The 23,813-nt window shown below is 63.7% G+C and carries 22 protein-coding genes, 4 tRNA genes and 1 pseudogene; 6 read left to right on the top strand and 21 right to left on the bottom strand.

Going from position 1 to position 23,813, the window contains the following annotated elements; genetic code table 11:
* Nucleotides 1–11: 11 nt before the first annotated feature.
* Genes ACNFIC_RS14580 through ACNFIC_RS14560 form a run of 5 tightly spaced genes read right to left on the bottom strand, consistent with a single transcriptional unit; the run spans nucleotide 12 to nucleotide 3,837 of the window.
* Nucleotides 12–842 (bottom strand): DUF2797 domain-containing protein, encoded by an 831-nt coding sequence (locus ACNFIC_RS14580; RefSeq protein ID WP_138221351.1) that lies wholly within the window; start codon nucleotides 840–842, stop codon nucleotides 12–14.
* Nucleotides 839–1,099, bottom strand: a complete 261-nt coding sequence (locus ACNFIC_RS14575) for a YeaC family protein (protein WP_138221350.1) — start codon at nucleotides 1,097–1,099, stop codon at nucleotides 839–841. Before ACNFIC_RS14575 ends, ACNFIC_RS14580 begins: the two co-directional genes overlap by 4 nt.
* 13 nt (nucleotides 1,100–1,112) lie before the next feature.
* Entirely contained in the window at nucleotides 1,113–1,979 is an 867-nt protein-coding gene (locus ACNFIC_RS14570) for a rhomboid family intramembrane serine protease (protein ID WP_416781275.1), read from the bottom strand.
* A complete protein-coding gene (locus tag ACNFIC_RS14565) occupies nucleotides 1,976–2,947 on the bottom strand; it encodes a metallophosphoesterase (RefSeq protein WP_416781274.1) in 972 nt (323 codons plus the stop codon). Before ACNFIC_RS14565 ends, ACNFIC_RS14570 begins: the two co-directional genes overlap by 4 nt.
* Nucleotides 2,947–3,837, bottom strand: a complete 891-nt coding sequence (locus tag ACNFIC_RS14560) for an NAD(+) kinase (RefSeq protein ID WP_138221347.1) — start codon at nucleotides 3,835–3,837, stop codon at nucleotides 2,947–2,949. The genes ACNFIC_RS14565 and ACNFIC_RS14560 overlap by 1 nt, the downstream gene beginning before the upstream one ends.
* Before the next feature lie 88 nt (nucleotides 3,838–3,925).
* On the opposite strand from ACNFIC_RS14560, the gene ACNFIC_RS14555 reads away from it, so the two are divergent.
* Together ACNFIC_RS14555 and ACNFIC_RS14550 are read left to right on the top strand one after the other, a co-directional pair.
* Nucleotides 3,926–4,888 carry a DUF1853 family protein gene (locus ACNFIC_RS14555; RefSeq protein ID WP_416781273.1) on the top strand — a complete coding sequence of 321 codons (963 nt, stop codon included), beginning with the start codon at nucleotides 3,926–3,928 and terminating at the stop codon, nucleotides 4,886–4,888.
* A gap of 99 nt (nucleotides 4,889–4,987) precedes the next feature.
* On the top strand, nucleotides 4,988–5,533 hold the full coding sequence (locus ACNFIC_RS14550; RefSeq protein ID WP_138221345.1) for a cytochrome b: 546 nt from the start codon (nucleotides 4,988–4,990) through the stop codon (nucleotides 5,531–5,533).
* On the opposite strand, the gene ACNFIC_RS14545 is transcribed toward ACNFIC_RS14550, so the two are convergent.
* The gene (locus ACNFIC_RS14545) at nucleotides 5,524–6,417 is read right to left on the bottom strand and encodes a 1-aminocyclopropane-1-carboxylate deaminase/D-cysteine desulfhydrase (RefSeq protein ID WP_416781272.1); all 894 of its coding nucleotides are present in this window, start codon (nucleotides 6,415–6,417) and stop codon (nucleotides 5,524–5,526) included. The genes ACNFIC_RS14550 and ACNFIC_RS14545 overlap by 10 nt on opposite strands.
* Nucleotides 6,418–6,613: 196 nt before the next feature.
* A complete protein-coding gene (locus ACNFIC_RS14540) occupies nucleotides 6,614–8,650 on the bottom strand; it encodes an FAD-dependent oxidoreductase (protein ID WP_416781271.1) in 2,037 nt (678 codons plus the stop codon).
* A gap of 242 nt (nucleotides 8,651–8,892) precedes the next feature.
* Here ACNFIC_RS14540 and ACNFIC_RS14535 point away from each other — a divergent pair, with 242 nt between their 5' ends.
* Nucleotides 8,893–10,011: a nitrilase-related carbon-nitrogen hydrolase gene (locus ACNFIC_RS14535; RefSeq protein WP_416781270.1), complete on the top strand. Its 1,119-nt coding sequence runs from the start codon at nucleotides 8,893–8,895 to the stop codon at nucleotides 10,009–10,011.
* Nucleotide 10,012: 1 nt separating this feature from the next.
* Entirely contained in the window at nucleotides 10,013–11,053 is a 1,041-nt protein-coding gene (locus ACNFIC_RS14530) for an AraC family transcriptional regulator (RefSeq protein WP_416781269.1), read from the top strand.
* Nucleotides 11,054–11,263: 210 nt separating this feature from the next.
* Here ACNFIC_RS14530 and ACNFIC_RS14525 read toward each other — a convergent pair whose 3' ends face one another.
* Nucleotides 11,264–12,115 (bottom strand): DUF2242 domain-containing protein, encoded by an 852-nt coding sequence (locus ACNFIC_RS14525; RefSeq protein WP_138221340.1) that lies wholly within the window; start codon nucleotides 12,113–12,115, stop codon nucleotides 11,264–11,266.
* 234 nt (nucleotides 12,116–12,349) lie between these two features.
* Between ACNFIC_RS14525 and ACNFIC_RS14520 the strand changes: the two are divergent.
* Both ACNFIC_RS14520 and ACNFIC_RS14515 read left to right on the top strand, forming a co-directional pair.
* Nucleotides 12,350–13,030, top strand: a pseudogene (locus ACNFIC_RS14520) (methyl-accepting chemotaxis protein); the annotation flags it as partial.
* A 27-nt stretch (nucleotides 13,031–13,057) separates the two neighbouring features.
* Nucleotides 13,058–13,888, top strand: a complete 831-nt coding sequence (locus ACNFIC_RS14515) for a methyl-accepting chemotaxis protein (protein ID WP_416781377.1) — start codon at nucleotides 13,058–13,060, stop codon at nucleotides 13,886–13,888.
* 79 nt (nucleotides 13,889–13,967) lie between these two features.
* Here ACNFIC_RS14515 and ACNFIC_RS14510 read toward each other — a convergent pair.
* The 13 genes from ACNFIC_RS14510 to truA form a co-directional block, all read right to left on the bottom strand.
* Nucleotides 13,968–14,044 (bottom strand) — tRNA-Asp (locus ACNFIC_RS14510).
* A gap of 141 nt (nucleotides 14,045–14,185) precedes the next feature.
* A tRNA-Asp gene (locus tag ACNFIC_RS14505) sits at nucleotides 14,186–14,262 on the bottom strand.
* 82 nt (nucleotides 14,263–14,344) lie between these two features.
* Nucleotides 14,345–14,421 (bottom strand) — tRNA-Asp (locus tag ACNFIC_RS14500).
* Between the two features lie 79 nt (nucleotides 14,422–14,500).
* A tRNA-Val gene (locus tag ACNFIC_RS14495) sits at nucleotides 14,501–14,576 on the bottom strand.
* A gap of 233 nt (nucleotides 14,577–14,809) precedes the next feature.
* On the bottom strand, nucleotides 14,810–15,583 hold the full coding sequence (locus ACNFIC_RS14490; RefSeq protein ID WP_416781268.1) for an SDR family oxidoreductase: 774 nt from the start codon (nucleotides 15,581–15,583) through the stop codon (nucleotides 14,810–14,812).
* The gene (locus ACNFIC_RS14485) at nucleotides 15,580–16,791 is read right to left on the bottom strand and encodes an O-succinylhomoserine sulfhydrylase (protein ID WP_416781267.1); all 1,212 of its coding nucleotides are present in this window, start codon (nucleotides 16,789–16,791) and stop codon (nucleotides 15,580–15,582) included. The genes ACNFIC_RS14490 and ACNFIC_RS14485 overlap by 4 nt, the downstream gene beginning before the upstream one ends.
* 15 nt (nucleotides 16,792–16,806) lie before the next feature.
* Entirely contained in the window at nucleotides 16,807–18,312 is a 1,506-nt protein-coding gene (gene purF / locus ACNFIC_RS14480; protein ID WP_138221336.1) for an amidophosphoribosyltransferase, read from the bottom strand.
* 42 nt (nucleotides 18,313–18,354) lie between these two features.
* The gene (locus ACNFIC_RS14475; protein ID WP_138221335.1) at nucleotides 18,355–18,909 is read right to left on the bottom strand and encodes a CvpA family protein; all 555 of its coding nucleotides are present in this window, start codon (nucleotides 18,907–18,909) and stop codon (nucleotides 18,355–18,357) included.
* Between the two features lie 191 nt (nucleotides 18,910–19,100).
* Nucleotides 19,101–19,781, bottom strand: coding sequence for an SPOR domain-containing protein (locus ACNFIC_RS14470; protein WP_138221334.1), 681 nt, complete (start codon nucleotides 19,779–19,781; stop codon nucleotides 19,101–19,103).
* Nucleotides 19,765–21,072: a bifunctional tetrahydrofolate synthase/dihydrofolate synthase gene (gene folC / locus ACNFIC_RS14465; RefSeq protein WP_138221333.1), complete on the bottom strand. Its 1,308-nt coding sequence runs from the start codon at nucleotides 21,070–21,072 to the stop codon at nucleotides 19,765–19,767. Before folC ends, ACNFIC_RS14470 begins: the two co-directional genes overlap by 17 nt.
* Nucleotides 21,072–21,965 (bottom strand): acetyl-CoA carboxylase, carboxyltransferase subunit beta, encoded by an 894-nt coding sequence (gene accD, locus ACNFIC_RS14460; protein WP_138221332.1) that lies wholly within the window; start codon nucleotides 21,963–21,965, stop codon nucleotides 21,072–21,074. Before accD ends, folC begins: the two co-directional genes overlap by 1 nt.
* Nucleotides 21,966–22,183: 218 nt before the next feature.
* Nucleotides 22,184–22,804, bottom strand: a complete 621-nt coding sequence (locus tag ACNFIC_RS14455; protein WP_138221331.1) for a phosphoribosylanthranilate isomerase — start codon at nucleotides 22,802–22,804, stop codon at nucleotides 22,184–22,186.
* 57 nt (nucleotides 22,805–22,861) lie between these two features.
* The gene (gene truA / locus ACNFIC_RS14450; RefSeq protein WP_138221330.1) at nucleotides 22,862–23,713 is read right to left on the bottom strand and encodes a tRNA pseudouridine(38-40) synthase TruA; all 852 of its coding nucleotides are present in this window, start codon (nucleotides 23,711–23,713) and stop codon (nucleotides 22,862–22,864) included.
* Nucleotides 23,714–23,813 lie beyond the last annotated feature (100 nt).

The following is a 23,813-nucleotide window of genomic DNA, read 5'->3' as shown; positions in this document are numbered from 1 at the left end:
GTGACGATCCTTTACTGGAGCACGGCCAATTGGTAGGCCGTGTACTTGCGAATGTTGATCACGCCGGTATCGAAGATCAGGTACTGGCCCTTGATGCCCAGCAGCGTGCCCTCGACCACCGGGTCCTTGTCGAGGTTGAAGCTGACGATCTTTTTCGGGTACGCCTGGACCGGGTACTTGATCTGCACCACTTCGGCGTCCGCCAGCGGCTGGATGGCCTGCAACCCGAAACGCGCCTGGAGATCGCCAATGCCCTCGGCGCAGGCGTCGAAGATCTGCTCGCGGATCGCCACAAGGTCGAGCGCCTCGGCATCGCCCTTGAGCAGCGCGCGCCAGTTGGTGCGGTCCGGCACCTGGCTACGCAGGATGTCTTCGACCAGGCCCGATTGCTGGCGCGTGGCCACGCGCATGATCGGCAACGCCTGGCTGGCGCCTTGGTCGAGCCAGCGGGTCGGCAGTTGCGTGGCGCGGGTGATGCCCACCTTGATGCCCGACGAGTTGGCCAGGTACACCACATGGTCGGTCATGCAGAACTGTTCGCCCCACGACGGCTCGCGGCAGGTGCCTGCGTCGTAGTGGCATTTTTCCGGGGCCATGATGCACACGTCGCACTGCGCCAGCTTGGTCATGCACGGGTAGCAGTAACCCTGGCTGAAGCTGGTCTTGGTGCGCTTGCCGCAATGGGTGCAATGGATGGCGCCGAGGTACTCCAGGCGGATCGACTGGCCGATCAGCGGGTTGACCGGCACTTGCGTTTCATCGAGGCGGAAACTGTACTGCACCACCGGTGCTTCCAGACGCACCGCCATCTTGCTCAAAGAGCCACGAGCGAGTTCGATCAATGTACCGAGTCCGACTTGAACAGGATGTTGGGGATCGGTGCGGACTTGGACGCGCATTCCTGCGGGCCCATGTAACCGGTGCGCTGCTCCTCGGGGAGGTTCTGCATCTCCCAGGCGATCACCGCCTGCAGCGACAGCTCCTTCTGCTCGGTGGTCAGCTTGCGGCCGTCGGACCATTTGCCGATTTCCACGGCCGTCTTCAGGCTCTCGTAGATTTCCGGGGTAATGTTTTCGATCATTTGCGCGAATGTGGACATGCGGTCTCCTCAGTCAGGCGGCTAGTTTACGCCGGGCGATCATTCCACCCAAGAGCCCCGTCAGGCATCCGATGAGCAGGCCGCCGACATGCGCCGCGTTGGCGATCTCGCCAAAACCCAGCTTGCCGACCACGCCGCTCAGGCACACCAGCAGCCAGATCAGCATCATCGCCAGCACGCCACGGGGCAGTTTGAACAGCGGATTGGGCGCCAGCCAGTGGTACAGCCAGACATGCCCGAGCAGACCGTAGAGCACCCCGGAAAGCCCGCCGAACAGGCCAGGCCCGCTGGTCAGATGCTGGGCGAGGTTGGAAACCAGGCTGAACAGCAAGGTCAGCCCAAGCAACATGCCCGGGCCCTGACGCAGCTCGATTCGCCGCCCCAGTTCCCAGAACCACATGCCGTTCATGGCCAGGTGCAACACCCCGAAATGCAGCAGCATCGGCGATACCAGGCGCCACCACTGGCCCTGTTCCAGGCTCTGCGTCAAGCCTGTGAAATACAGGTATTCGCCCTGTACCTGAAACGGCAGGAAGGTGAACCAGCCAATGGTCGCGAGGTTATCGCCCAGGTTGGTCACGCCCGCCACCAACAGGCATAGCAACAGCACGCCTGCGGTGACCTTGCAGGCCAGCGCCTGCGCCTTGAGCGACGGCCGGGTAGGCTCGGCGACTGGCTGCGCCAACTGGATCTCGTCACTGCCCTCGGGGTAGCGGCGATACAGTTCCAGTACATCCTCGGCCACCGCCGGCGGCACCCAGAGCACCTGCTCTTCGCCCTCTTCCACCACTCGATGCGGGATCTGCAAGCGGCGCAGCAAGGCGACGAAGCCGGCCAGGTCCACGCTCACTGGCAGGCGCAACACTTCGATCACGTTCATTGATTGGCCTGCGGGCGTTCGACATCTACCCACACGAACTTGCGCGGATCGATGCGGGTTTCGTCATCCAGCCGGTAGGCGGCCAGCTTGCCGTAGAGCACGGCGCTGTAGTCCAGACAGGCCAGGTTGTCGCGGATCGGTGCCGGGCGACCGCTGCGCCAGTAATGGCCGACGAACAACAGGGGTTCAGCCTCCGAATAACGCAGCAGGGCGTTCTTCTGGCTATGGCTGAGCGGCGTGCGGGCCACTTCGTCGGGCAAGGCATCGGGCTGGAATACGATATCGCCGTAAGTCTGCGGATCTTCCTCCCAGAACTTGGTGCGGAAGAACGCACGGGTCAGGCCGTCACCACCGGTGAGCGTCAGACCATCGGGCAGGCGCATGTCGGTGCCACGCAGCAGGCGGTTGCACACGGTCGAGGCAAAGCTGCCGGAGACCGCCGACGCCTGGACGAAGTGCTCGTCGATGCAGCCATTGGGGTATTGCCGACGCAGCGGCTCGATCAGTTGAGGATCCCAACAGGCATGTACCAAGCGGAAACGCCCTGCATCGACGAACAGCGGCAGCTCGTAGAACCACTGGATGAAATCGTGCCAGTCACCGGGATACTGGGCGAACTGCGTGAGCGTCTCGTCGATCAGCCGGGCGTGGCGCGGGGTATGCTCGCGCACAAACGCCTTGCCGCTTCCAGGCAGCGCCGGCGTGACCCAGCCCAGCGCGTTGTATTCGTGGTTGCCCATGATACAGAAGGCCTGCCCGGCCTCGACCATGTCGTGCACGATATGCAGCGCCTCGCGAATACGCGGGCCTCGATCTACGATATCCCCGAGGAACAAGGCCTGGCGCCTTGGGTGGCGCCAGACGCCGGAAACCCGCTTGTAGCCGAGCGCGTCGAGCAGCCGCTCCAGCGTGAGGGCACAGCCATGCACGTCACCGATGATGTCGAAACTGCGCGCCGGATCAAGCATCAGTCGTCCCTGCCGCCCAGGCGGCTGCCCCAACCGAGCTTGGTGCGGCAGACCTCGTAGTAGTTGTGGCCCAGCGGATGGATCAAGCGCAGCTTCTGCGGTTTCTTGCTCACCGTGATGGTATCGCCAGGGGCACAGGTGAAATGGTTCTGGCCGTCGCAAGAGACTTGCGGGTAGATCTGCAAGTCATTGGACACCACGATTTTCAACTCGCTGTTGCCGTCTACCACGATCGGCCGGCCCGACAGGGTATGCGGGTACATCGGCACGATGACGATGGCGTCGAGCTTGGGGTGCATGATCGGACCGCCGGCAGACAGCGCGTAGGCCGTGGATCCGGTAGGCGTTGCGACGATCAGGCCGTCGGCCTTCTGGCTGCAAACGAACTGGCCGTCGATGTGGATTTCGAACTCGATCATCCGGGTCGACTTGCCCGGATGCAGGACCACATCGTTGAGCGCATCGCCCTGGCCAATGGCCTCGTGATGGCGGCGCACCTCGGCCTGCAGCAGAAAACGGTTCTCGACCAGGTAATGGCCATCGAGCACCTCGGCGACCTTCTCTTCCAGCTCGTCCGGGCGGATGTCGGTGAGAAAGCCCAGGTTACCGCGGTTGATGCCCAGTACCGGGATGTTGTGACGGGCCAGGGCGCGAGCGGCGCCCAGCAGACTACCGTCGCCGCCGACCACGATCACCAGGTCGCAGACCTCGCCCAGCAGCTTGCGCGTGGAGGTCTGCAAGCCGTGACCAGGCAGCACCTCGGCGATGGTGTCCTCGAGAATCACGTGCAGGTGGCGCTCAAGCAGGAATTTTTTCAGTCGGCGAATGGTGTCGAGCACCTGGGAGCTACCAAGGCGTCCGATGATACCGATATTGCGAAATTGCTCCATGGTGCTCCTGCAAGGCTCTGCGGCGGGTAACGATGACAGGATTATGGGCGAAACGACCGGCTAGCGGCAAACCGGCTATGCTCGCTGGATGACGCCTTTCGCCGCCCTCGAACCCCTGCCCCGCCAGTTGCACCATCCTGCGGTGCGTGACCTGGCCTGGGTAATCGTGTCACCGCCGCTGCTGGGCCAGGCCCCGTGGCCGCAGCGCCACCCGCTGGCGGGCAGTGCCTGGGCTGACGATCCGGCGCACCTGGCCGCCTGGCTAAGCACCCTGGACCACGACCCTACGCCGTTGCTGACCTGGCTCACGCGCCTGGGCAGCCGTCGCCTGGGGCTGTATTACGAATGCCTCTGGCAGTTCGCCTTGCAGCAGGCGCCGGGCATCGAGCTGCTGGCAGCGAACCTGGCGCTCCGTGACGGCGGACGTACCTTGGGCGAACTGGACATCCTGCTGCGTGACCGCGACGGCGACCATCACCTGGAGCTGGCGATCAAGCTCTACCTGGGCCCCCAGATCGGCGCCGGCCAGGACCCTGCGCAGTGGCTCGGCCCCGGCTGCCATGACCGGCTGGGCCTGAAGCTTGCACACCTGGCCGGCCACCAGTTGCCGATCTCGGCGAAGCCGCACGCTCGTGCAGCCCTGCACGGCCTGGGTATCGACCACGCCCAGGCACACCTGTGGCTGGGCGGTTACCTGTTCTACCCCTGGACAGGCTCTGCCACGCCTCCCACAGGTGCCCATCCAAGACACTTGCGCGGCCACTGGCTACACCGACGCGACTGGCCAGCTGGGCCCGGGCGCTGGCAACCGCTGGCGCGGCACAACTGGCTGGCGCCCGCACGGATCGAGGCGGACCGTTGCTGGACACCGGCGCAGTTCGAACACTGGCTGCATGCACTGGACGACACGGCACCAGCTTATTTGCTGGTGAACGTAGAAAAAGAAGCAGACGGCGCCTGGCAGGAAACCGAGCGGGTATTCCTGGTGGCCGACCGTTGGCCACACCTGAACCCAGCCGAGCCCTTGCTCGCACCAACGTCCAATCCTTGATCGCGGCGTCAGGCCAACACATTTCTGGCATACCGCGCTACGCTGACAGCAGCAGGCGCCAGCAAGAGCGCCCCACCAACCTGATGACGAGGACCGACTATGGTTGAATCCACCCCCGCGGCGCACTATGCACGCGCATCGATCGTGCTGCACTGGCTGATGCTGGTGCTGCTGGCCGCCGTCTACGCCTGTATCGAGTTGCGCGGCCTGTTCCCCAAAGGCAGCGCCGAACGCGACGTGATGAAAGACCTGCACTTCATGCTCGGCTTGAGCGTATTTGTGTTGGTATGGCTGCGCCTGGCCCTGCGCCTGTCGCGCCCCACTCCGGCCATCGTGCCCAAGCCACCGGCTTGGCAGACTGGCCTTTCGCACCTGATGCACCTGCTGCTGTACCTGATGATGATCGGTCTGCCGCTGGCCGGCTGGACGATCCTCAGCGCCGCAGACAAACCGATCCCGTTCTATGGCCTGGAATTGCCCAGCATCGTCGCTCCCGACCCAGACCTGGCCAAGTTCGTAAAAGGCTGGCATGAGCGCATCGGCGGCTGGGGTTACTGGCTGATCGGTCTGCACGCCCTGGCCGGGCTGTACCATCACTACGTACGCCGCGACAACACGTTGCTGCGCATGCTGCCTTACAAGTAACCGCGCCGCCCCTGTAGCCCGCCGGTGTGCACGAACACCAGGCGGGTGCCCGGGGTGAAATGCCCAGCCTCCACGTACTCACGCAACGCCAGCAAAGCCTTGCCGGTGTACAGAGCCTCCAACGGCAGGCCGGCCTGGGCCTCGCTCTGCCCAATGAACGCCAGCAGTTCGTCGTCAAGGCGGGCGAACCCGCCCCGGCAAGCGGCATGCAGCTGATAACCCATAGGCCCGGCCAGGGTCAGCACGTTCTCGCGCACACCATGATCCAGCGGAACCGCTAACGCACCATGCACCGGGCGCCGACCGGCTTCGGCGAGCACCAGGCCAGCCAAGGTGGTGCCGGTCCCGGCAGCCAGCCACCAGGCATCGTAATCCTCCCAGCCCAGCTCTGCGAGCTGCGCCTGGCACTGCTCGACGATCAGCGCACACCCGCGTGCACCGGCCAGGCCACCGCCGCCTTCGGCGATACAATGCCAGCCGGGGTAACGCGCCTGCCACGGCTGCCAGAAATCAGCACGGTGGCGCTCGCGATAGCCCGCATAGCCAAGCCAATGCAAGGTCATGCCAAAAGCCCGCAAGTCACGCACCGTGGGGGTGTCCTGTTCATGCCCGCGCAACAGCCCGACGCTGCCCAAGCCAAAGCGCCTGGCAGCGGCGGCCAGGGCATGCAGGTGATTGGAGTGGTTCCCACCCAGGCTGATCAAGCCCGGCGCTTGCGCTTGGCGCGCGTGCAGCAGGTGGTGGCGTAGCTTGAACCACTTGTTGCCGCTGATCAGCGGATCGACCAAATCCAGACGCAATACCGCAGCCTCGACCCCGGCTAACCGGAGCCAGGGCAGTTCGAGGCGTTGCAGAGGGGCTTGGGGCAGACTGAATACGGACATGGCGCGAGTCTATCAGTTGCCGGGCTGTATCGCCGTGGCCCGGCACTCTGTTAACCGCCCCCCACAGGATTGCGGCAAGCCTGAATCCAGCGCCGCCCCTGTAGGCGCGGCCTCGCGCCGCGAACACCGGCATAGCCGGTGCCATCCACGGCGCTGCCCGACAAAGCCTTGTACCGCCTATAGGTCTAGCGCTTGATCACAACTCGGCAGCCAGCCGCGAACCTTGGTTGATCGCCCGCTTGGCATCCAGCTCGGCAGCCACATCCGCTCCACCGATCAGGTGCACCGACTGCCCGGCCGCAACCAACCCGTCGTACAACTCGCGCAACGGCTCCTGACCTGCACAGATAACGATGTTGTCCACCGCCAGCAGTTGCGGCTCGCCGTCGGCGATGCGCACATGCAGGCCGGCATCGTCCACCCCCAGGTACTCGACGCTGTTGAGCATTTGCACGTGCTTGTTCTTGAGTCCGGTACGGTGGATCCAGCCGGTGGTCTTGCCCAGGCCGTCGCCCACCTTGGTTTTCTTGCGTTGCAGCAGGTACACCTGGCGCGCTGGCGCAGAAGGCTGAGGTTGAATGCCGGCTACCCCGCCACGTGCTTGCAGGTGCGTGTCGATGCCCCATTCCTTCCAGAACGCCTCACGATCCTGGCTGCTGGCAACGCCCTGATGGACCAGGTACTCGGACACATCGAAGCCAATGCCTCCCGCACCGATCACCGCAACCCGCTGGCCCACAGGCTTGCGCTGCAACAGCACGTCGAGGTAGCTGAGCACCTTGGAGTTGTCGATACCGGGTATCGCCGGCGTGCGCGGAGCGATGCCGGTGGCCAGGATGACCTCGTCATATCCCCCGGCCTTGAGGGTGTCGACATCAACACGGGTGTTCAGGTGCAGCTCGACACCGGTGCTGCGCAGCTTGTTGGCGAAGTAGCGCAGGGTCTCGAAGAACTCCTCCTTGCCCGGCACACGCTTGGCCACGTTGAACTGCCCACCGATCTCGGCACCTGCGTCGAACAGCGTCACCTGATGGCCGCGCTCAGCCGCCACGGTGGCGGCCGCCAATCCAGCAGGGCCTGCGCCGACCACCGCAATACGCTTGACGATACGCACCGGCAGGTAGTTGAGTTCGGTCTCGTGGCAAGCCCGCGGATTGACCAGGCAACTGGTCAGCTTGCCGCCAAAGGTGTGATCCAGACAGGCCTGGTTGCAGCCGATGCAGGTGTTGATTGCGTCGCTGCGCCCTGCGGCAGCTTTGTTGACGAACTCAGGGTCGGCCAGGAACGGCCGGGCCATGGAGACCATGTCGGCGTCGCCCTCGGCCAGCACCGCCTCGGCCACCTCCGGGGTGTTGATGCGATTGGTGGTGATCAACGGAATGCTCACCGCGCCGCGCAGCTTGGCGGTGACCTTGCTGAACGCCGCGCGTGGCACCTTGGTGGCGATGGTCGGAATCCGCGCCTCGTGCCAACCGATACCGGTGTTGATCAGTGTGGCGCCGGCCTGTTCGATGGCCTTGGCCAGTTGCACGATCTCTTCCCAGTTGCTGCCGCCCTCGACCAGGTCAAGCATCGACAGACGGAAGATGATGATGAACTGCGCGCCCACCGCCTCGCGCACCCGGCGCACGATCTCCACCGCCAGACGCATACGGTTCGCGTAGCTGCCACCCCAGCGGTCGGTGCGCTGGTTGGTGTGGGCGGCAAGGAACTGGTTGATGAAATAGCCTTCCGAGCCCATGATCTCGACACCGTCGTAACCGGCACGCTGGGCCAGGCTTGCGCAGGTGACGAAATCGGCGATCTGCTTCTCGATCCCTTCCTCGTCCAGCTCACGCGGCTTGAACGGATTGATCGGCGCCTGGATGGCGCTCGGCGCGACCTGTTTCGGGCTGTAGGCATAGCGCCCGGCATGCAGGATCTGCAGGCAGATCTTGCCCCCGGCAGCGTGCACCGCCTCGGTGACGATACGGTGCTTTTCGGCTTCTTGCTCGGTGCTGAGCTTGGCCGCCCCCGCATACACCCCGCCCTCTTCGTTCGGCGCGATACCGCCGGTGACCATCAGCCCCACCCCGCCCCGAGCCCGCTCGGCAAAGTACGCCGCCATGCGCTCGAAACCGCCTGGACGCTCCTCGAGGCCGGTGTGCATCGAGCCCATCAGGGTGCGGTTACGCAAGGTAGTGAAGCCCAAGTCGAGAGGGGCCAGCAGGTTTGGGTAGCGGTCGGTAGCCATGGAAGGACTCCCCAGGTGGCGTGATCACGGAAGTGCGGGCGCCTCTGCATGCTCGGCGGGGCCCGTCGTAGGTCTGAGGTGGACATTAAACAGGCGTTTGAATGCGCTCAATGATCGAAACTGACAACTTATTGATCCCGCTGCACAGCAGGCTTACCCTAGGGCACTGGCTCGCAAACTGCCGATGTTTAGCGCGCCAGGACACCATAACCCTTATTGCCTACGGTACTGACTGCCTCCTTATGCGAAAACTGCTTGCCAGCGCGTTGCTGCTGGTCACCCTCGCCGGCCTCTGCGGCTATGGTTTCTGGACCTTGCAACGCCCGGAAGGCCACTATCTGTCAGACCTGCGCATCGAGTTGGCGCTCAACCAGGGCGTGCCAGGTGAGCACGGCAACCTGCTGGGGATCGAGCCTCTGCTGTTCCCCAGCGACTACCAGAACCTCTCGCGGCTGCACCGCAAACTCTCCGCCTACCTCGAACACGCTCGCGCCCAAGGCCTGGTGAATACCCGCACAGTGGTGGTGCTACCCGAGCATATCGGCACGTGGCTGTGGGCCCGAGGCGAGAAAAAAGAGCTGTACCAAGTCACCCAGCGCCGCGAGGCTTGGCAATGGCTGGAGTTGAGCAATCCGGTACGCTATGGGCTGGCACTGCTTGGCGCCAACGGCGACGACCGGCGCAGCGACGCGCACCTGCGCATGAAAGCCGCGCAGATGGCCGCCGACTACCAGCACCTGTTCGGCGGCCTGGCACGGGAGTTCGGCGTCACCCTGGTGGCCGGTTCGATCGTTCTGCCTGCCCCGTATGTCGAGCATGGCGTGCTGCACGTCGGCAGCGGCCCACTGTTCAACACCAGCCTGGTGTTCGCCAGCGACGGCAGCGTACTGGGCCAGCCGCAGTATCAGCAGTACCCGGACAGCGAAACGCGCCGCTATGTACACGGCGGCCAACAGCACCCGTTACACGTGCTGCAAACCCCTGCCGGGCGCCTGGGCGTGCTGGTGGGCAGCGACAGTTGGTACCCAGCCAATCACCAGCAACTGGCAGCGCAGTCGGTGCAACTGATTGCCAACCCGGCGTTTCTCAGCGGCCGCCAGAGCTGGCAGACCCCCTGGCGCGGTAACCGCCATCAACGCGCCGCAGCCACACTGCCGCTGCGACGCGGTGAGGTCAGCGAACAGATCGCCTGGCAACGACTTACCCTCGACGCCAGCCAAGGCATCAGCAGCATGAGTGTGTTCCTGCGCGGTCAGTTCTGGGAGCAGGCAGGCGATGGCCAAGGCTTTGCCAGCCAGGCCGACACGCTCTGGGCCGGCAGCGCCAACCCCGGCGCACGTCTGCTCAACTTGTGGCTGTAGCATGAGCCGCGCACGGGTACGCCTGGGGGACCTTTCGGTAGGGTTCACCCAGCCGCTGGCCGAGGCGCTGCGCGCAATGGGGCATGACCCTCAACCGCTGCTGGCGCGCTACGGACTGGATGAGCGGCGCCTGGGCGAACCCGGCGCGCGCCTGTCGATTCCGCGCTACATGCACCTTGGTCACGCCGCCATAACGCTGTGCCAGGAGCCGGCACTAGGCCTGCGCATGGGCAGCTTGAGCCGTCTGGCACAAGCCGGGCTTGCCGGCGTCACGGCAGCCCAGGCGCCCACGCTGGGCGAGGCGGCCCACACGCTGCTGCGCTTCGAGCCGCTGTATGCAGCGAATTACCGTGGCCATTCGCGCTTCATCGAAGATAGCCACGGCGCGTGGCTACGGTTCTACTCCATCAGCCCCTACAACCACTACAACCGCTTCGTGGTCGACTCGCTGCTGGCCGGCTGGCTGGCGCAACTAGGGGCATTGGTAGGCCGGCCAGTGCGCGCCGAGCGCCTGGAGATCGAGTTCGATGCCCCGGATTACGCCGGGCAGTATCAACACCTGAGCTGCGCACCCGTGCAGTTTGGCGCCGCCGCCAACCAATTGCGCCTGAGCCCTGCCACCTTGGCGCAGGCCAATCCCCAGCATTGCCCCAGCACCTGGAGCCACTTGCTGCAATTGTGCGAGGCAGAGCTGGCGCAACGCACCCGTGTCCGCAGCCTGAGCGAGCGTATCGTGCATTTGCTCGGCCCACTGCTCAATGGCGGCCGCGAACCGGACCTGGAAGAAGTGGCGCAGCATCTGCAACTGCCCACCTGGACGCTACGCCGCAAGCTCGCCGAGGAAGGTACGCGCTTTCGCGACCTGCTCAACGACACGCGCCGCGACCTGGCCGAAGCGTACATCCGCGACACCGAGCTGGCGTTTGGCGAGATCGCCTATCTATTGGGGTTTGCATCGGCTGAGGCCTTCCAGCGCGCATTCAAGCGCTGGACGGGCCTGACGCCGGGGGAACATCGCCGCAAGCAGCGACGGGTGGGCTAGAGTTCGGTGGCATCGTCTGCCGGTTCCGGGGTGTCCAGCTCGTACGCCTGGAATTCCAACAATTCTTCCTGATAGTCGTCCATTGGCCTGTGTCCTCTTTCTTCGCTCATCGTTCATGGGTCTGACCGCCACCCTATGTCAGGTGAGTGACGGCTTGATGACAGGCCCTGATGGATAAACGTAGCAGCCGCTCAGGCAGTTATCGACCTATTACAGCGACGCTGGCGCCTGCTCGGCCTCAGGTGCCTGCTGCTGTACCTGGATCGGCGCTGCCTCAGCGGGCGGCGCGATCGGTTGCGAGCCCTGACTGTCATCGACCACCGGCGCTGCGGGCGCTTCACTGGCCGGCACTGCCACGGCAGGCGCAGCGCTCTCTGGAGCCGCTGGAGCCGCGACCGCCGCCTCTGGTGCGCTGAGCGCAACCGGCGCAGACGGCGTCAGCGACGCAGGGGCAGGCTCAGGCAGGCCCAGATCCTGGGCGGGCTGCTCAACCTTCGGCGGCTCGGCGGGAGCATCGGCTTTTTTGACCTTCTTCGGTTTTGGCAGGTAACTTTCGACCAGCGCGAAGTAGCGGTCATAGAACTGCGGCGCCGACACGGTCTCGCTGGCCACCTTGACCATCGAATCGTCGGTAGAGCCGATTGGCATCGACACCGAGCCGAGCACGCCAACCCCCAGGCTGGCCGAGGTATTGGACTTTTTCAGGGCGTAGCGATCCTGCAGCGCGTTGGCGAACATGGTCGAGCGCTGCTTGTCGCTCATGTCGGGCACGCAGGTGATGTTGAAGCTGATCTGGATGTGGTTTTCGGCGTTCTGCTGGAAGCTCTTGTTACCGGCTACCTGGTTGGCATCGGCGCTGGTGATGATATAGCCCTGGCTGAGCAGCGCACGGCGCGCCGCCTCGCAAGAGCCGGCCTCACTGACCGAAAAACTGCGCGAGAACGTGCCCGAGTCGTCGAAGTTCTCGTGCTCGTAGATGGCGGGCTTTTTCGAAGCGCAACCCGACACGCCCGCCAGCACCAGGGCCAGCCCGAGCGCACCATAAAAGGATGATCTGGACATCGTGAATTCCGGGGTAAATCGAACGGCGCCTATTGTGCAACACATCCACAAGGCACTGAAACCTTCAAGCTGCAAGGTTCATGTAAAGTCAGATTAAAAGATGGCCCAACATTGACGACTATTCCCACAACTGAATGCGAACAATCCCACACAATATGTATGGACGGTCTGACCGAACACTCGGGATTTCCTGAATAGACTTGAGCCCCCAGCTCGAATCCAAGGAGCCACGAGATGAAACACCGCCCCGTCCGTCAAAAACTCCTGTTGAGCCTGACGCCATTGCTGCTGGTCACAGCGCTCCTGGCACTCACCGGCGTGCACAGCTTGAAGACCCTCACCCATCGCGCCGAACGCCTGGTCTCGGTGAACTACATACTCGACGACCTCAACGACATCCGCGCGGCCCAAATGGCGTATGCACTGAACGCAGACCCGGCAGAACTCGGCGTGCTGCGCAAGGCGCATCGGCGCATGAACGACCTGATCGATGAAAACCTGGCCAAGATGCCTTACCCCCAGGCACAGGCTAGCCTGCCGGCCATCCGCCAGATCATGGACCGCTATGCGGAAAACCTCGAAGCAGGCCTCACGCAATTGGCAGGCCCGCGAGGCAGGCAATTGACCGAGCAGGTACTCAAGGCCATCGAGCAGGTCAACCTGCTGATCAGCGAGCAGAACGCGCGCAGCGCCCGCGAACTCCAGCAGCGCTCGCGCATGATGATCGGCATGCTGTGCGCAGGGCTGCTGCTGGCTGGGCTGGCGGCCTGGATGCTGATCCGCCAGATAGGCCAGCCGCTGCAACAGGCCCTGGACATGGCCCGACGCATCGGCGAAGGCAACCTGAGCGCGTGCGAGCTGTCGCCACGCCGCGATGAATTCGGCCAACTGCTGCAAGCACTGGCGCGCAGCGGCGAGAATCTGCGCGGCATCCTGCAACAGATGGATCAGGTCAGCGCGCGCCTGTCGGCGTCAGCCAGCGCCTTGACCGGTGTCATCGAACATACCAGTAACGGCGTCGCTACCCAGCAAGCCGAAACCGCCCAGGTCGCGGCGGCCATGGGGCAGATGGCCACTGCCGTACAGGAAGTGGCGCAGAATAGTTCGCAAGCCAGTGAGGCCACACGCCAGGCGACTGACAAGGCCAACCTCAGCCATCAGGTTGTATGCGCTGCGCAGCAACAGATCGACCAATTGGCACGGGATATCGAAAGCAGCGCCGATGCGGTGCAACAGCTGTCGAGTTCTACCGAACAGATCAGCAGTATCACCACGGTGATCCAGTCAGTGGCCGAGCAGACCAACCTGCTGGCACTCAACGCAGCCATCGAAGCCGCTCGCGCGGGCGATGCGGGACGCGGCTTCGCGGTGGTAGCCGACGAAGTGCGCAGCCTGGCCCAGCGCACGCAGAACGCCACTGCCGAAATAGAAACCCTGGTGGCATCACTTCAGGACAGCGCCCGACATGCCGTACAGCGCATGCAGGGCAGTCGCAACGTGGCCTGTACCACCGTGACCCTGGCCAATCAGGCCAGCGAAGCGCTACAGGTCATTACCACCAGCGTGGACGATATCCAAGGCATGAACCAGCAGATCGCTGCCAGCACCGAGCAGCAAAATGCGGTGGTTCTGACGATTCATCGCAATGTGCAAAGCGTGCGGGATGTGGCCGAGCGCTCGCTGAGCGCGACCCGACAAGTCGAAGACGCCTCGGCCGAATTGGAGGGATTGGGACGCGAACTGAAGGGTCTGATTGGTAACTTCAGGTTATGATCGGCCACAAACTAAAAAAGCGACCCTAAGGTCGCTTTTCAAGACGCTTCGAGCTGTTCAAGGGACTCGAAGCAAAAGATGGCGCAGCGGACGGGACTCGAACCCGCGACCCCCGGCGTGACAGGCCGGTATTCTAACCGACTGAACTACCGCTGCGTATCGCTCGGGCTTGCACCCGAATGAAACTGGGATCTGAGCTTTCAAGCGATGAATCGCGAAAGCCAGACACAAAAAAGGCGACTTTCAATCGCCTTTTCTGGTTTGCTTCAAGCTGTTCAAGGGGCTTGATGCAGAAGATGGCGCAGCGGACGGGACTCGAACCCGCGACCCCCGGCGTGACAGGCCGGTATTCTAACCGACTGAACTACCGCTGCGTATCGTTCAGGCTCGCGCCTGATTGAAACTGGGATCTGGCCTTTCGGCCTCAGACCGGTGCAAGCACCCATCTGGATAAAATGGCGCGGCGGACGGGACTCGAACCCGCGACCCCCGGCGTGACAGGCCGGTATTCTAACCGACTGAACTACCGCCGCGCATAGTTGGACTTGCGTCCTGTTCCTCTCTGCCAATTTGCTTCTTTCGAAACACTTGAACCAGGAACGTCTCAGGAAGTGGTGGGTGATGACGGGATCGAACCGCCGACCCTCTGCTTGTAAGGCAGATGCTCTCCCGGCTGAGCTAATCACCCCCGCGATGTTGCTTGTTGCGTTTGCTTCGCTGAGGCCGCGAAATTTACGCAGGTACCGATGCTAAGTCAATAGCCCCATTGAAGTTTTTTTAAAAAAGATCAAAAAGCAGTGGCAAGCTTCGAGCAGCAAGCACCAAGCAAAAGCCGGGGGCCCCACACCGACACATCAGCGCTTGAAACGACGAAGGGACCTCGCGGTCCCTTCTTGCAGCTTGTTACTTGTTGCTTACCACTCAGGTGTAAATCATCTTGCGCGTCATGCCGCCATCGACCACGAACTCCTGGCCGGTGACAAACCCCGCCTGGCGCGACAGCAACCAGGCCACCATCGCCGCCACGTCTTCCACCGTCCCTACCCTGCCCGTCGGGTGCTGGGCATGATCGGCGTCGCTCAAGGGCTCTGCGCGACGCTGCGACGGATCGCGCGCATCGATCCACCCAGGGCTCACCGCGTTGACGCGGATCTCCGGGCCCAGGCTCATGGCCAAGGCGTGGGTCAAGGCCACCAGACCACCCTTGCTCGCTGCATACGCCTCGGTGTCCGGCTCCGATTGTCGGGAACGGGTCGAGGCAAGGTTGACGATGGCCCCGCCGTGGGCACGCAGGTACGGTGCGCAATGCTTGGCCAACAGCATCGGTCCACTGAGGTTGACCGCCAGCACGCGGTTCCACTGGGTAAGCGACAGACTCTCGAGCGTCTGGTTATGCGGATTGGCGATGGCCGCATTGCACACCAAGGCATCCAGGCGACCGAATTGCCCCAGCACTTCGGACACCCCGGCACTGACTTGCGCTTCATCGGCTACATCCATGGCGATGAACCAAGCGTTATCACCCAGCGCCTTAGCCACTTTGCTGCCACGCTGGCGATCAAGATCGCTCAGCACCACCTGCCAGCCCTCGCAGATCAACCAGGCAGCGATGCCTAGACCGATGCCGCGCGCGGCACCGGTAACCAGGGCCACCCGGCCGTTATGGCCCGGCTCGCCACCTGTCCAGTCGATCACAGCGCTGCCAGACCGCGCGCGAGGTCGGCTTGCAGGTCAGCTACGTCTTCCAAGCCGACTGCGACGCGGATGAGGCTGTCACGGATACCCGCCGCTTCACGCTCCTGGGGCGACAGACGGCCATGCGAGGTGGTGGCCGGGTGAGCGATGGTGGTCTTGCTGTCGCCCAGGTTAGTGGTGATGGAGATCACCCGAGTGGCGTCGATGAAGCGCCAGGCGCCCTCTTTGCCGCCCTTGACCTCGAAGCTGACCACCGCGCCGAAACCGCTCATCTGGCGCTTGGCAAGCTCGTGCTGCGGATGGCTTGGCAGGCCGGCATAGTGAACCTTCTCCACGCCATCCTGCTGCTCCAGCCATTCGGCCAGGGCTTGGGCGCTCTGACAGTGCGCACGCATGCGCAGCTTCAGGGTTTCCAGGCCTTTGGTGAAGATCCAGGCGTTGAACGGGCTGAGCGTCGGGCCTGCGGTACGCAAGAAGCCCACGACTTCCTTCATCTGCTCGGCACGACCGGCGACCACGCCACCCATGCAACGGCCCTGACCATCGATGAACTTGGTTGCCGAATGGAACACGATGTCGGCACCCAGCTTGAGTGGTTGCTGCAAGGCCGGGGTGCTGAAGCAATTGTCCACCACCAGCATCGCGCCACGGGCGTGGGCGATTTCGGACAGCGCGCGGATATCCACCAGCTCAGCCAGCGGGTTGGACGGCGACTCGACGATCAAGAGCTTGGTGTTGGCCTTGATGGCTTTTTCCCAACCGCTCAAGTCGACCAGCGGCACATAGTCCACCTGCACACCGAAACGCTTGAAGTATTTCTCGAACAGGCTGATGGTCGAGCCGAACACGCTCTGCGACACCAGCACGTGGTCGCCAACGCTGCACAGCGACATGACCACCGCAAGGATCGCCGCCATACCGGTGGAGGTGCCCACGGCCTGCTCGGCGCCTTCCATGGCCGCCAGGCGCTCCTCGAAGGCGCGCACGCTAGGGTTGGTGTAGCGCGAGTAGACGTTGCCCGGCGTTTCGCCCGCAAAGCGCGCAGCCGCGTCGGCGGCCGTGCGGAAGACATAGCTGGAGGTCAGGAACAGCGCCTCGCTGTGCTCGCCCTCCGGTGTACGGTTCTGACCGGCGCGCACCGCCAGGGTGTCGAAACCGACACCCTCGAGGTCACTGTCCAGTCGTCCGGCATCCCATTGATCCGTCATGCCGTCGCTCCCAAATCAGTTGTTGTAGAGGTCGATGATCGCGCTGACAGCCTGGGTCTTGACCTTCGCCAGGTCGTTACGGGCCTGTTCGATGCGGTTCAGGTAGGCCTCATCGATGTCGCCGGTGACGTACTCACCGTTAAACACCGCGCAATCGAATTGCTCGATCTTGATCTTGCCGCCACCGACCGATTCGATCAGGTCTGGCAGGTCCTGGTAGACCAGCCAGTCGGCGCCAATCAACTCGGCCACCTGTTCGGTGGTGCGGTTGTGGGCGATCAGTTCGTGAGCGCTCGGCATGTCGATGCCGTAGACGTTGGGGTAGCGCACCGCAGGGGCTGCGGAGCAGAAGTAGACGTTCTTGGCACCGGCTTCGCGGGCCATCTGGATGATCTGCTTGCAGGTCGTGCCGCGTACGATCGAGTCGTCCACCAGCATCACGTTCTTGCCGCGGAACTCCAGCTCGATGGCGTTGAGTTTCTGGCGTACGGATTTCTTGCGCGCCGCCTGGCCGGGCATGATGAAGGTACGGCCGATGTAGCGGTTCTTGACGAAGCCTTCACGGAACTTCACGCCCAGGTGGTTGGCCAGCTCCAGCGCAGCGGTACGGCTGGTGTCCGGGATCGGGATGACCACGTCGATGTCGTGCTCGGGGCGCTCGCGCATGATCTTGTCGGCCAGCTTCTCACCCATGCGCAGACGCGCCTTGTATACCGACACACCGTCCATGATCGAGTCCGGGCGGGCCAGGTAGACGTGCTCGAAGATGCACGGCTTGAGCTGTGGATTGGTCGCGCACTGTTTGGTGTACAGTTGGCCGTCCTCGGTGATGTACACCGCCTCGCCCGGCGCCAGGTCGCGGATCAGGGTGAAGCCAAGCACGTCGAGCGCCACGCTTTCCGAGGCGATCATGTACTCAACGCCCTCGTCGGTGTGACGCTGGCCGAACACCACCGGGCGAATGCCGTTGGGGTCACGGAAGCCGACGATGCCGTAGCCGGTAACCATCGCGACCACGGCGTAGCCACCCACGCAGCGGCTGTGCACGTGGGAAACCGCCGCGAACACGTCCTCTTCGGTGGGCTGCAACTTGCCGCGTACTGCCAACTCGTGGGCGAACACGTTCAGCAGCACTTCGGAGTCGGAGTTGGTGTTGACGTGACGCAGGTCGGACTCGTAGATCTCCTTGGCCAACTGCTCGACGTTGGTCAGGTTACCGTTGTGCGCCAGGGTGATGCCGTATGGCGAGTTGACATAGAACGGCTGTGCTTCGGCCGAGGTGGAGCTACCTGCGGTCGGGTAGCGCACGTGGCCGATGCCGATGTTGCCCACCAGGCGCTGCATGTGGCGCTGCTGGAAGACGTCGCGCACCAAGCCGTTATCCTTGCGCAGGAACAACCGGCCGTCATGGCTGGTCACGATACCGGCAGCGTCCTGGCCGCGGTGCTGGAGGACCGTAAGCGCGTCATACAGCGCCTGATTGACGTTCGACTTACCGACGATACCGACGATGCCACACATGCGACGCAACCCCTACTTTGATGAAACTTGAGTGAAAAGCGCTCAGGGCTTGAGAGGCCCGAGCAACTGTTCCTTGAACGGAAGGTCAGCAGGTGCGCTGACCGCATTGGACATCCACTGGCCGGTGAACCCGAGTATGAGGTTCTTCGACCAGTCGGCCACCAATAAAAATTGTGGTATCAGGCGAGACTCCTGCCACCACGGATCCTGTTGTACCGGCCCCAGGCTCAGCAGCCCGACGGCCACCACCACCAGCAGCCCACCGCGGGCAGCGCCGAAGGCCATGCCGAGAAAGCGATCGGTGCCGGACAACCCGGTCACGCGAATCAGCTCGCCGATGAGGAAATTGAGCATCGCCCCCACCAGCAAGGTGGCGACGAAAAGAATGGCGCAGCCGGCGATGACCCGGGCCGATGGCGTCTGGATGTAGCTTTCCAGATACTGCGCAAGCGAACCGCCGAACATCCAGGCAACCGCACCGGCGACAATCCAGATGAGCAGGGACAAGGCTTCCTTGACGAAGCCGCGCTTGAGACTGATCAGTGAGGAAACGGCGATGATCGCGATGATCGCCCAATCAACCCAGGTAAATGCCACGGTGCTGCCTGCCGACGTTTGAGGCGGCGCATTTTAGCAGAGCGCAGGCCTTGGGGTAAGCGGAATGTCACGTCGTTGAAGGGCTGCAGCCTGACCCAGGGGACAGCTTTGAGCCAGCAGGCCGTGCCGCCCACCCCACGTGCACGGCGATAAACCACCAGCACTGGCGTGGGCGTGCCCAAGCATGGATATCAGCCGCGCTCGGGCTGGAAACGCACCACGATACCCTTGAGGTTCTGCTGACGATTGATCACATCACGCAGGCGCTCGGCCTCGGCTCGCTCGATCAGCGGCCCGACATATACCCGATTCATGCCACCCGCCGAACGGATATAGGCATTGTAGCCTTGGCTGCGCAGCGTCTTTTGCAAGTTTTCGGCGCCGGTACGATTGGACAGGCTGGCAAGCTGGATCGACCAGCTGACCGGCAGGCCATTGGCATCGATCTTCGAAGCAGCCGTCGGCTTTGCCGCCGGGGCAGGCGTCGCAAGCGTCGGGGCTGGCGCAGACGCAGGCGGCTGCTCAACCTTGGGCGTTGGCACCGGGGTCTGCGGCTTGGGCTGCACAGGCGCCTGAACCTGCGGCGACGGCGTGATGGGCTGGCTCGGGGCGCTCACCGGCGCGCTGGACTCATTCACCACCACTGGCGCTTGCTCTGCCTGATCAGGCAACGGTTGCGGCTCCGGCACCTGGACAGGTTCAACCTGCACCTGCGGCAGGCTCGGCATGGCCGGCGCTTGCGGCGCCTCGACGCGCACCTGGCGCATCTCGTCTTCGCGGGTGAACAGCATCGGCAGGAAGATCACCGCCAGCGCCACCAGCACCAGCGCACCGACCATACGCTGTTTGATCCCTTTATCCAGCACTGCCATCTACTCCATCCTCGGGGACATGCCGCTCAAGCCAGGCCAGGGCCTCGCCGACACAGAAGAACGAACCGAACAGCAAGACCTGGTCATCCGCCGTCGCCTGCGTGCACTGCGCTTCAAGCGCAGCACCGACGCTGACATAGGACTTCACCGTCGCACCGAGGTTCGCCAGCGCCTGCTCAAGCTCGCATGCAGGACGGCTACGCGCTGTGCCCAAAGGCGCCACCGCCCAGTCATCGACCAAGCCCTGCAGCGGTGCGATCACACCCTCAAGGTCCTTGTCGGCAAGCAGGCCGAACACGGCAAGACGCCGCCCCTTGGGCGCACGCGCAGCCAAGCGGCGCGCCAGGTACTCAGCAGCATGCGGGTTGTGACCGACGTCGAGCAGCAACTCGACAGGCTTGCCAGCGAACTGCGCCACGCGCCGGTCGAGGCGACCGGTGATACGTGTATCAAGTAGCGCCTGGCGAACCTGCCCTGCATCCCACGCCAGCCCCGTGAGCAGGAAGGCCTGCAAGGCGAGCGCCGCGTTTTCCATCGGCAGGTCGAGCAGCGGCAGGTCATGCAGCTCGACCTGCGTACCGTCAGGCGCGGTACCGCGCCACTGCCAGTACTGGTCGGTGTTCGACAGGTCAAAATCGCGACCGCGCAGGAAGAACGGGCAGCCCAGCTCGCGCACTTTGTCCAGCAATGGCTGCGGCGGATCCAGGTCGCCACACAGGGCCGGTTTGCCCTGGCGGAAGATACCGGCCTTCTCGAAGGCCACCGACTCGCGGGTATCCCCCAGATAGTCGGCGTGATCGACACCGATGCTGGTCACCAGCGAAACATCGGCATCCACCAAGTTGACCGCATCCAGTCGGCCACCCAGCCCTACCTCGAGCACCACGGCATCGAGCGCCGACTGCTTGAACAGCCAGAACGCCGCCAGGGTGCCCATTTCAAAATAGGTCAGCGAGATTTCACCGCGCGCCGCCTCGACGGCAGCAAACGCCTCGCACAGTTGCTCATCGCTGGCTTCGACGCCATCGATGAGCACCCGTTCGTTGTAGCGCAGCAAGTGCGGCGAGCTGTACACCCCAACCTTGAGCCCCTGCGCACGCATCAGCGCGGCTACGAAAGCACAGGTCGAGCCCTTGCCATTGGTCCCGGTGACGGTCACCACACGCGGCGCCAGGGCGCCCAACGCCAGGCGCGCGAGCACCTGTTGCGAGCGCGCAAGGCCCATGTCGATGGCCGAGGGGTGCAGCTGTTCGAGGTAGGCGAGCCAGTCGCCCAGGCTGCGCTGGTTCATCACGCGACCGGAGCGAGCTCTTTGGCTTCGTCCGGTGTGGCTTGGCCGGTCATCTGCGCCAGCAGGCGCGCCAGACGCACGCGCAGTTCGCCACGCGGGATGATCAGGTCGATAGCACCGTGTTCCAGCAGGAACTCGCTACGCTGGAAGCCTTCCGGCAGTTTCTCGCGTACGGTCTGCTCGATCACGCGCGGGCCTGCGAAACCGATCAGTGCCTTCGGCTCACCGACGATCACGTCACCGAGCATCGCCAGGCTTGCAGAAACACCGCCATAGACCGGGTCGGTCAGTACCGAGATGAACGGAATGCCTTCTTCACGCAGGCGCGCCAGTACCGCCGAGGTCTTGGCCATCTGCATCAGCGAGATCAGCGCTTCCTGCATGCGCGCACCGCCCGAGGCGGAGAAGCAGATCATCGGGCAACGGTGTTCGAGGGCGTAGTTGGCCGCGCGCACGAAGCGCTCACCGACGATGGCACCCATCGAACCGCCCATGAACGAGAACTCGAACGCGCTGACGACCACAGGCAGGCCCATCAGGGTGCCGCTCATGGAAATCAGGGCATCTTTTTCGCCGGTCTGCTTCTGCGCTGCGCTCAGGCGATCCTTGTACTTCTTGCCATCACGGAACTTCAGGCGGTCGACCGGTTCCAGGTCGGCACCCAGTTCGGCACGGCCGTGCTCGTCGAGGAAGATGTCGATGCGCGCACGCGCGCCGATGCGCATGTGGTGGTTGCACTTAGGGCAGACATCGAGGGTCTTTTCCAGCTCCGGACGGTACAGCACGGCCTCGCAGGACGGGCACTTGTGCCACAACCCTTCAGGTACCGAACTCTTCTTCACCTCGGAACGCATGATCGAAGGGATCAGTTTGTCTACCAACCAGTTGCTCATGCTTTCTTTCTCCAGTATTGGCCGGCGGGAGGCGTTGCCTGCCCGCCCCTGCCCTTGAGCTCAAATTCTGCTTCGAAACGACGATGGGCCGGCCATGCGCTGGCAACGTACCGCCCCACCTTCAATAGTTACGCCGACACCCTGCACAGGCGCTACCTGGCAGCATCGGGCTGCGAAACCTATGGACGATGGCGCGCGGCCAGCCGTCACATCCACACTCATGCCTGCCTCACCGCCCGCATGAAGGCCTCGATCTTGGCGGCATCCTTGATGCCCTTGGCGTATTCCACGCCGCCGCTCACATCCACTGCATACGGGCGTACCTGGGCAATGGCCTGGGCGACGTTGTCGGCTGAAAGCCCCCCGGCAAGGATGATGGGCTTGCTCAGCCTTGCCGGCACCAACGACCAGTCGAAGGCTTCGCCGGTTCCACCTGGCACACCAGGCACGTAGGTGTCGAGCAGAATGCCGCGGGCACCGGCGTAGCGCTGGCAAGCAGCCTCCAGGTCGTCGCCTGGACGCACCCGCAAGGCCTTGATCCAGGGCCGATGATAGCCCTCGCAGTCGGCTGGGGTTTCATCGCCGTGGAACTGTAGCAGGTCCAGGGGAACCGCTTCGAGGATCTCGTTAAGCTCGCAGCGCGAGGCATTGACGAACAAGCCTACGCAGGTCACGAACGGTGGCAGCTCAGCCATGATCGCGCGGGCCTGGCGTACATCCACCGCCCGTGGGCTTTTGGCGTAGAAGACAAAGCCAATGGCATCAGCGCCCGCTTCGGCGGCGGCCAGGGCATCTTCGATACGGGTAATCCCGCAGATCTTGCTGCGCACGGTGCTCATGGACGGGGATCCTTTGATCGGTGAAGGGGCGGATGTTAGCAAAGGCCAGCCCCCCCGTCAGTTGCCCAAGGCTTCGTAGCCGGTGAGAAAGTGTGGGCCGATGTAACGCTGGGGCAAGGCGAACTCCTCGGGATATTCCACCTGCACCAGGTACAGGCCATAGGGATGCGCTGTCACCCCACCCTCGCGGCGGTTGCGCCCCTCCAGCACCTCACGAGCCCACTGCACCGGGCGCTCACCCGCACCGATGGCCATCAGCACGCCAGCAATGTTGCGCACCATATGGTGCAGGAACGCGGTGGCCCGCACGTCCAGCACGATCATCTGGCCATGGCGAGTGACACGCAGGTGATGGATATGCTTGATCGGCGACTTGGCCTGGCACTGGCTGGCCCGGAAGGCGCTGAAGTCGTGGGTGCCCAGCAGGTCTCGCGCGGCCAGGGCCATGCGCTCGACGTCCAGCGGGCGATGATTCCAGGTCACCTCTTCGGCCAGGTGCGCCGGGCGGATCGGGTCGTTGTAGATCACGTAGCGGTAGCGCCGCGCGGTGGCCTTGAAGCGCGCATGAAAATGCGCCGGCATCGGCCGTGACCAGACCACGCTGATGTCATGCGGCAAGTTGAAGTTGCTGCCCAGGGTCCAGGCCCGCTCGTCGCGCACCGCACGGGTATCGAAATGCACGATCTGTCCACTGCCATGCACGCCGGCGTCAGTGCGCCCGGCGCAGATCACGCTGATCGGCTCGTTGGCCACCTTCGACAACGCCTCTTCCAATGCCTGCTGCACACTGGGCACGCCACTGGACTGGCGCTGCCAGCCACGGTAGCGCGAGCCTTTGTATTCCACGCCCAGGGCGATACGAGCGTAGCCTTCGGCAGCCGATTCGGCGGCGGTGTCGATGATGTCCAAGAGAGGAAAACCTGTGAGCTGATACGAAACGGCCGGGATTATAACGGCAACGGCAGCCTGGGTGGGCTGCCGTAAGGTGCGTGCTGCCTGTGCCGACCTC

Source organism: Pseudomonas sp. NY15463 (assembly GCF_048068415.1).
In the GTDB taxonomy this organism is placed as follows: domain Bacteria; phylum Pseudomonadota; class Gammaproteobacteria; order Pseudomonadales; family Pseudomonadaceae; genus Aquipseudomonas; species Aquipseudomonas mosselii_C.
This window is presented reverse-complemented; position numbering and strand designations above follow the sequence as displayed.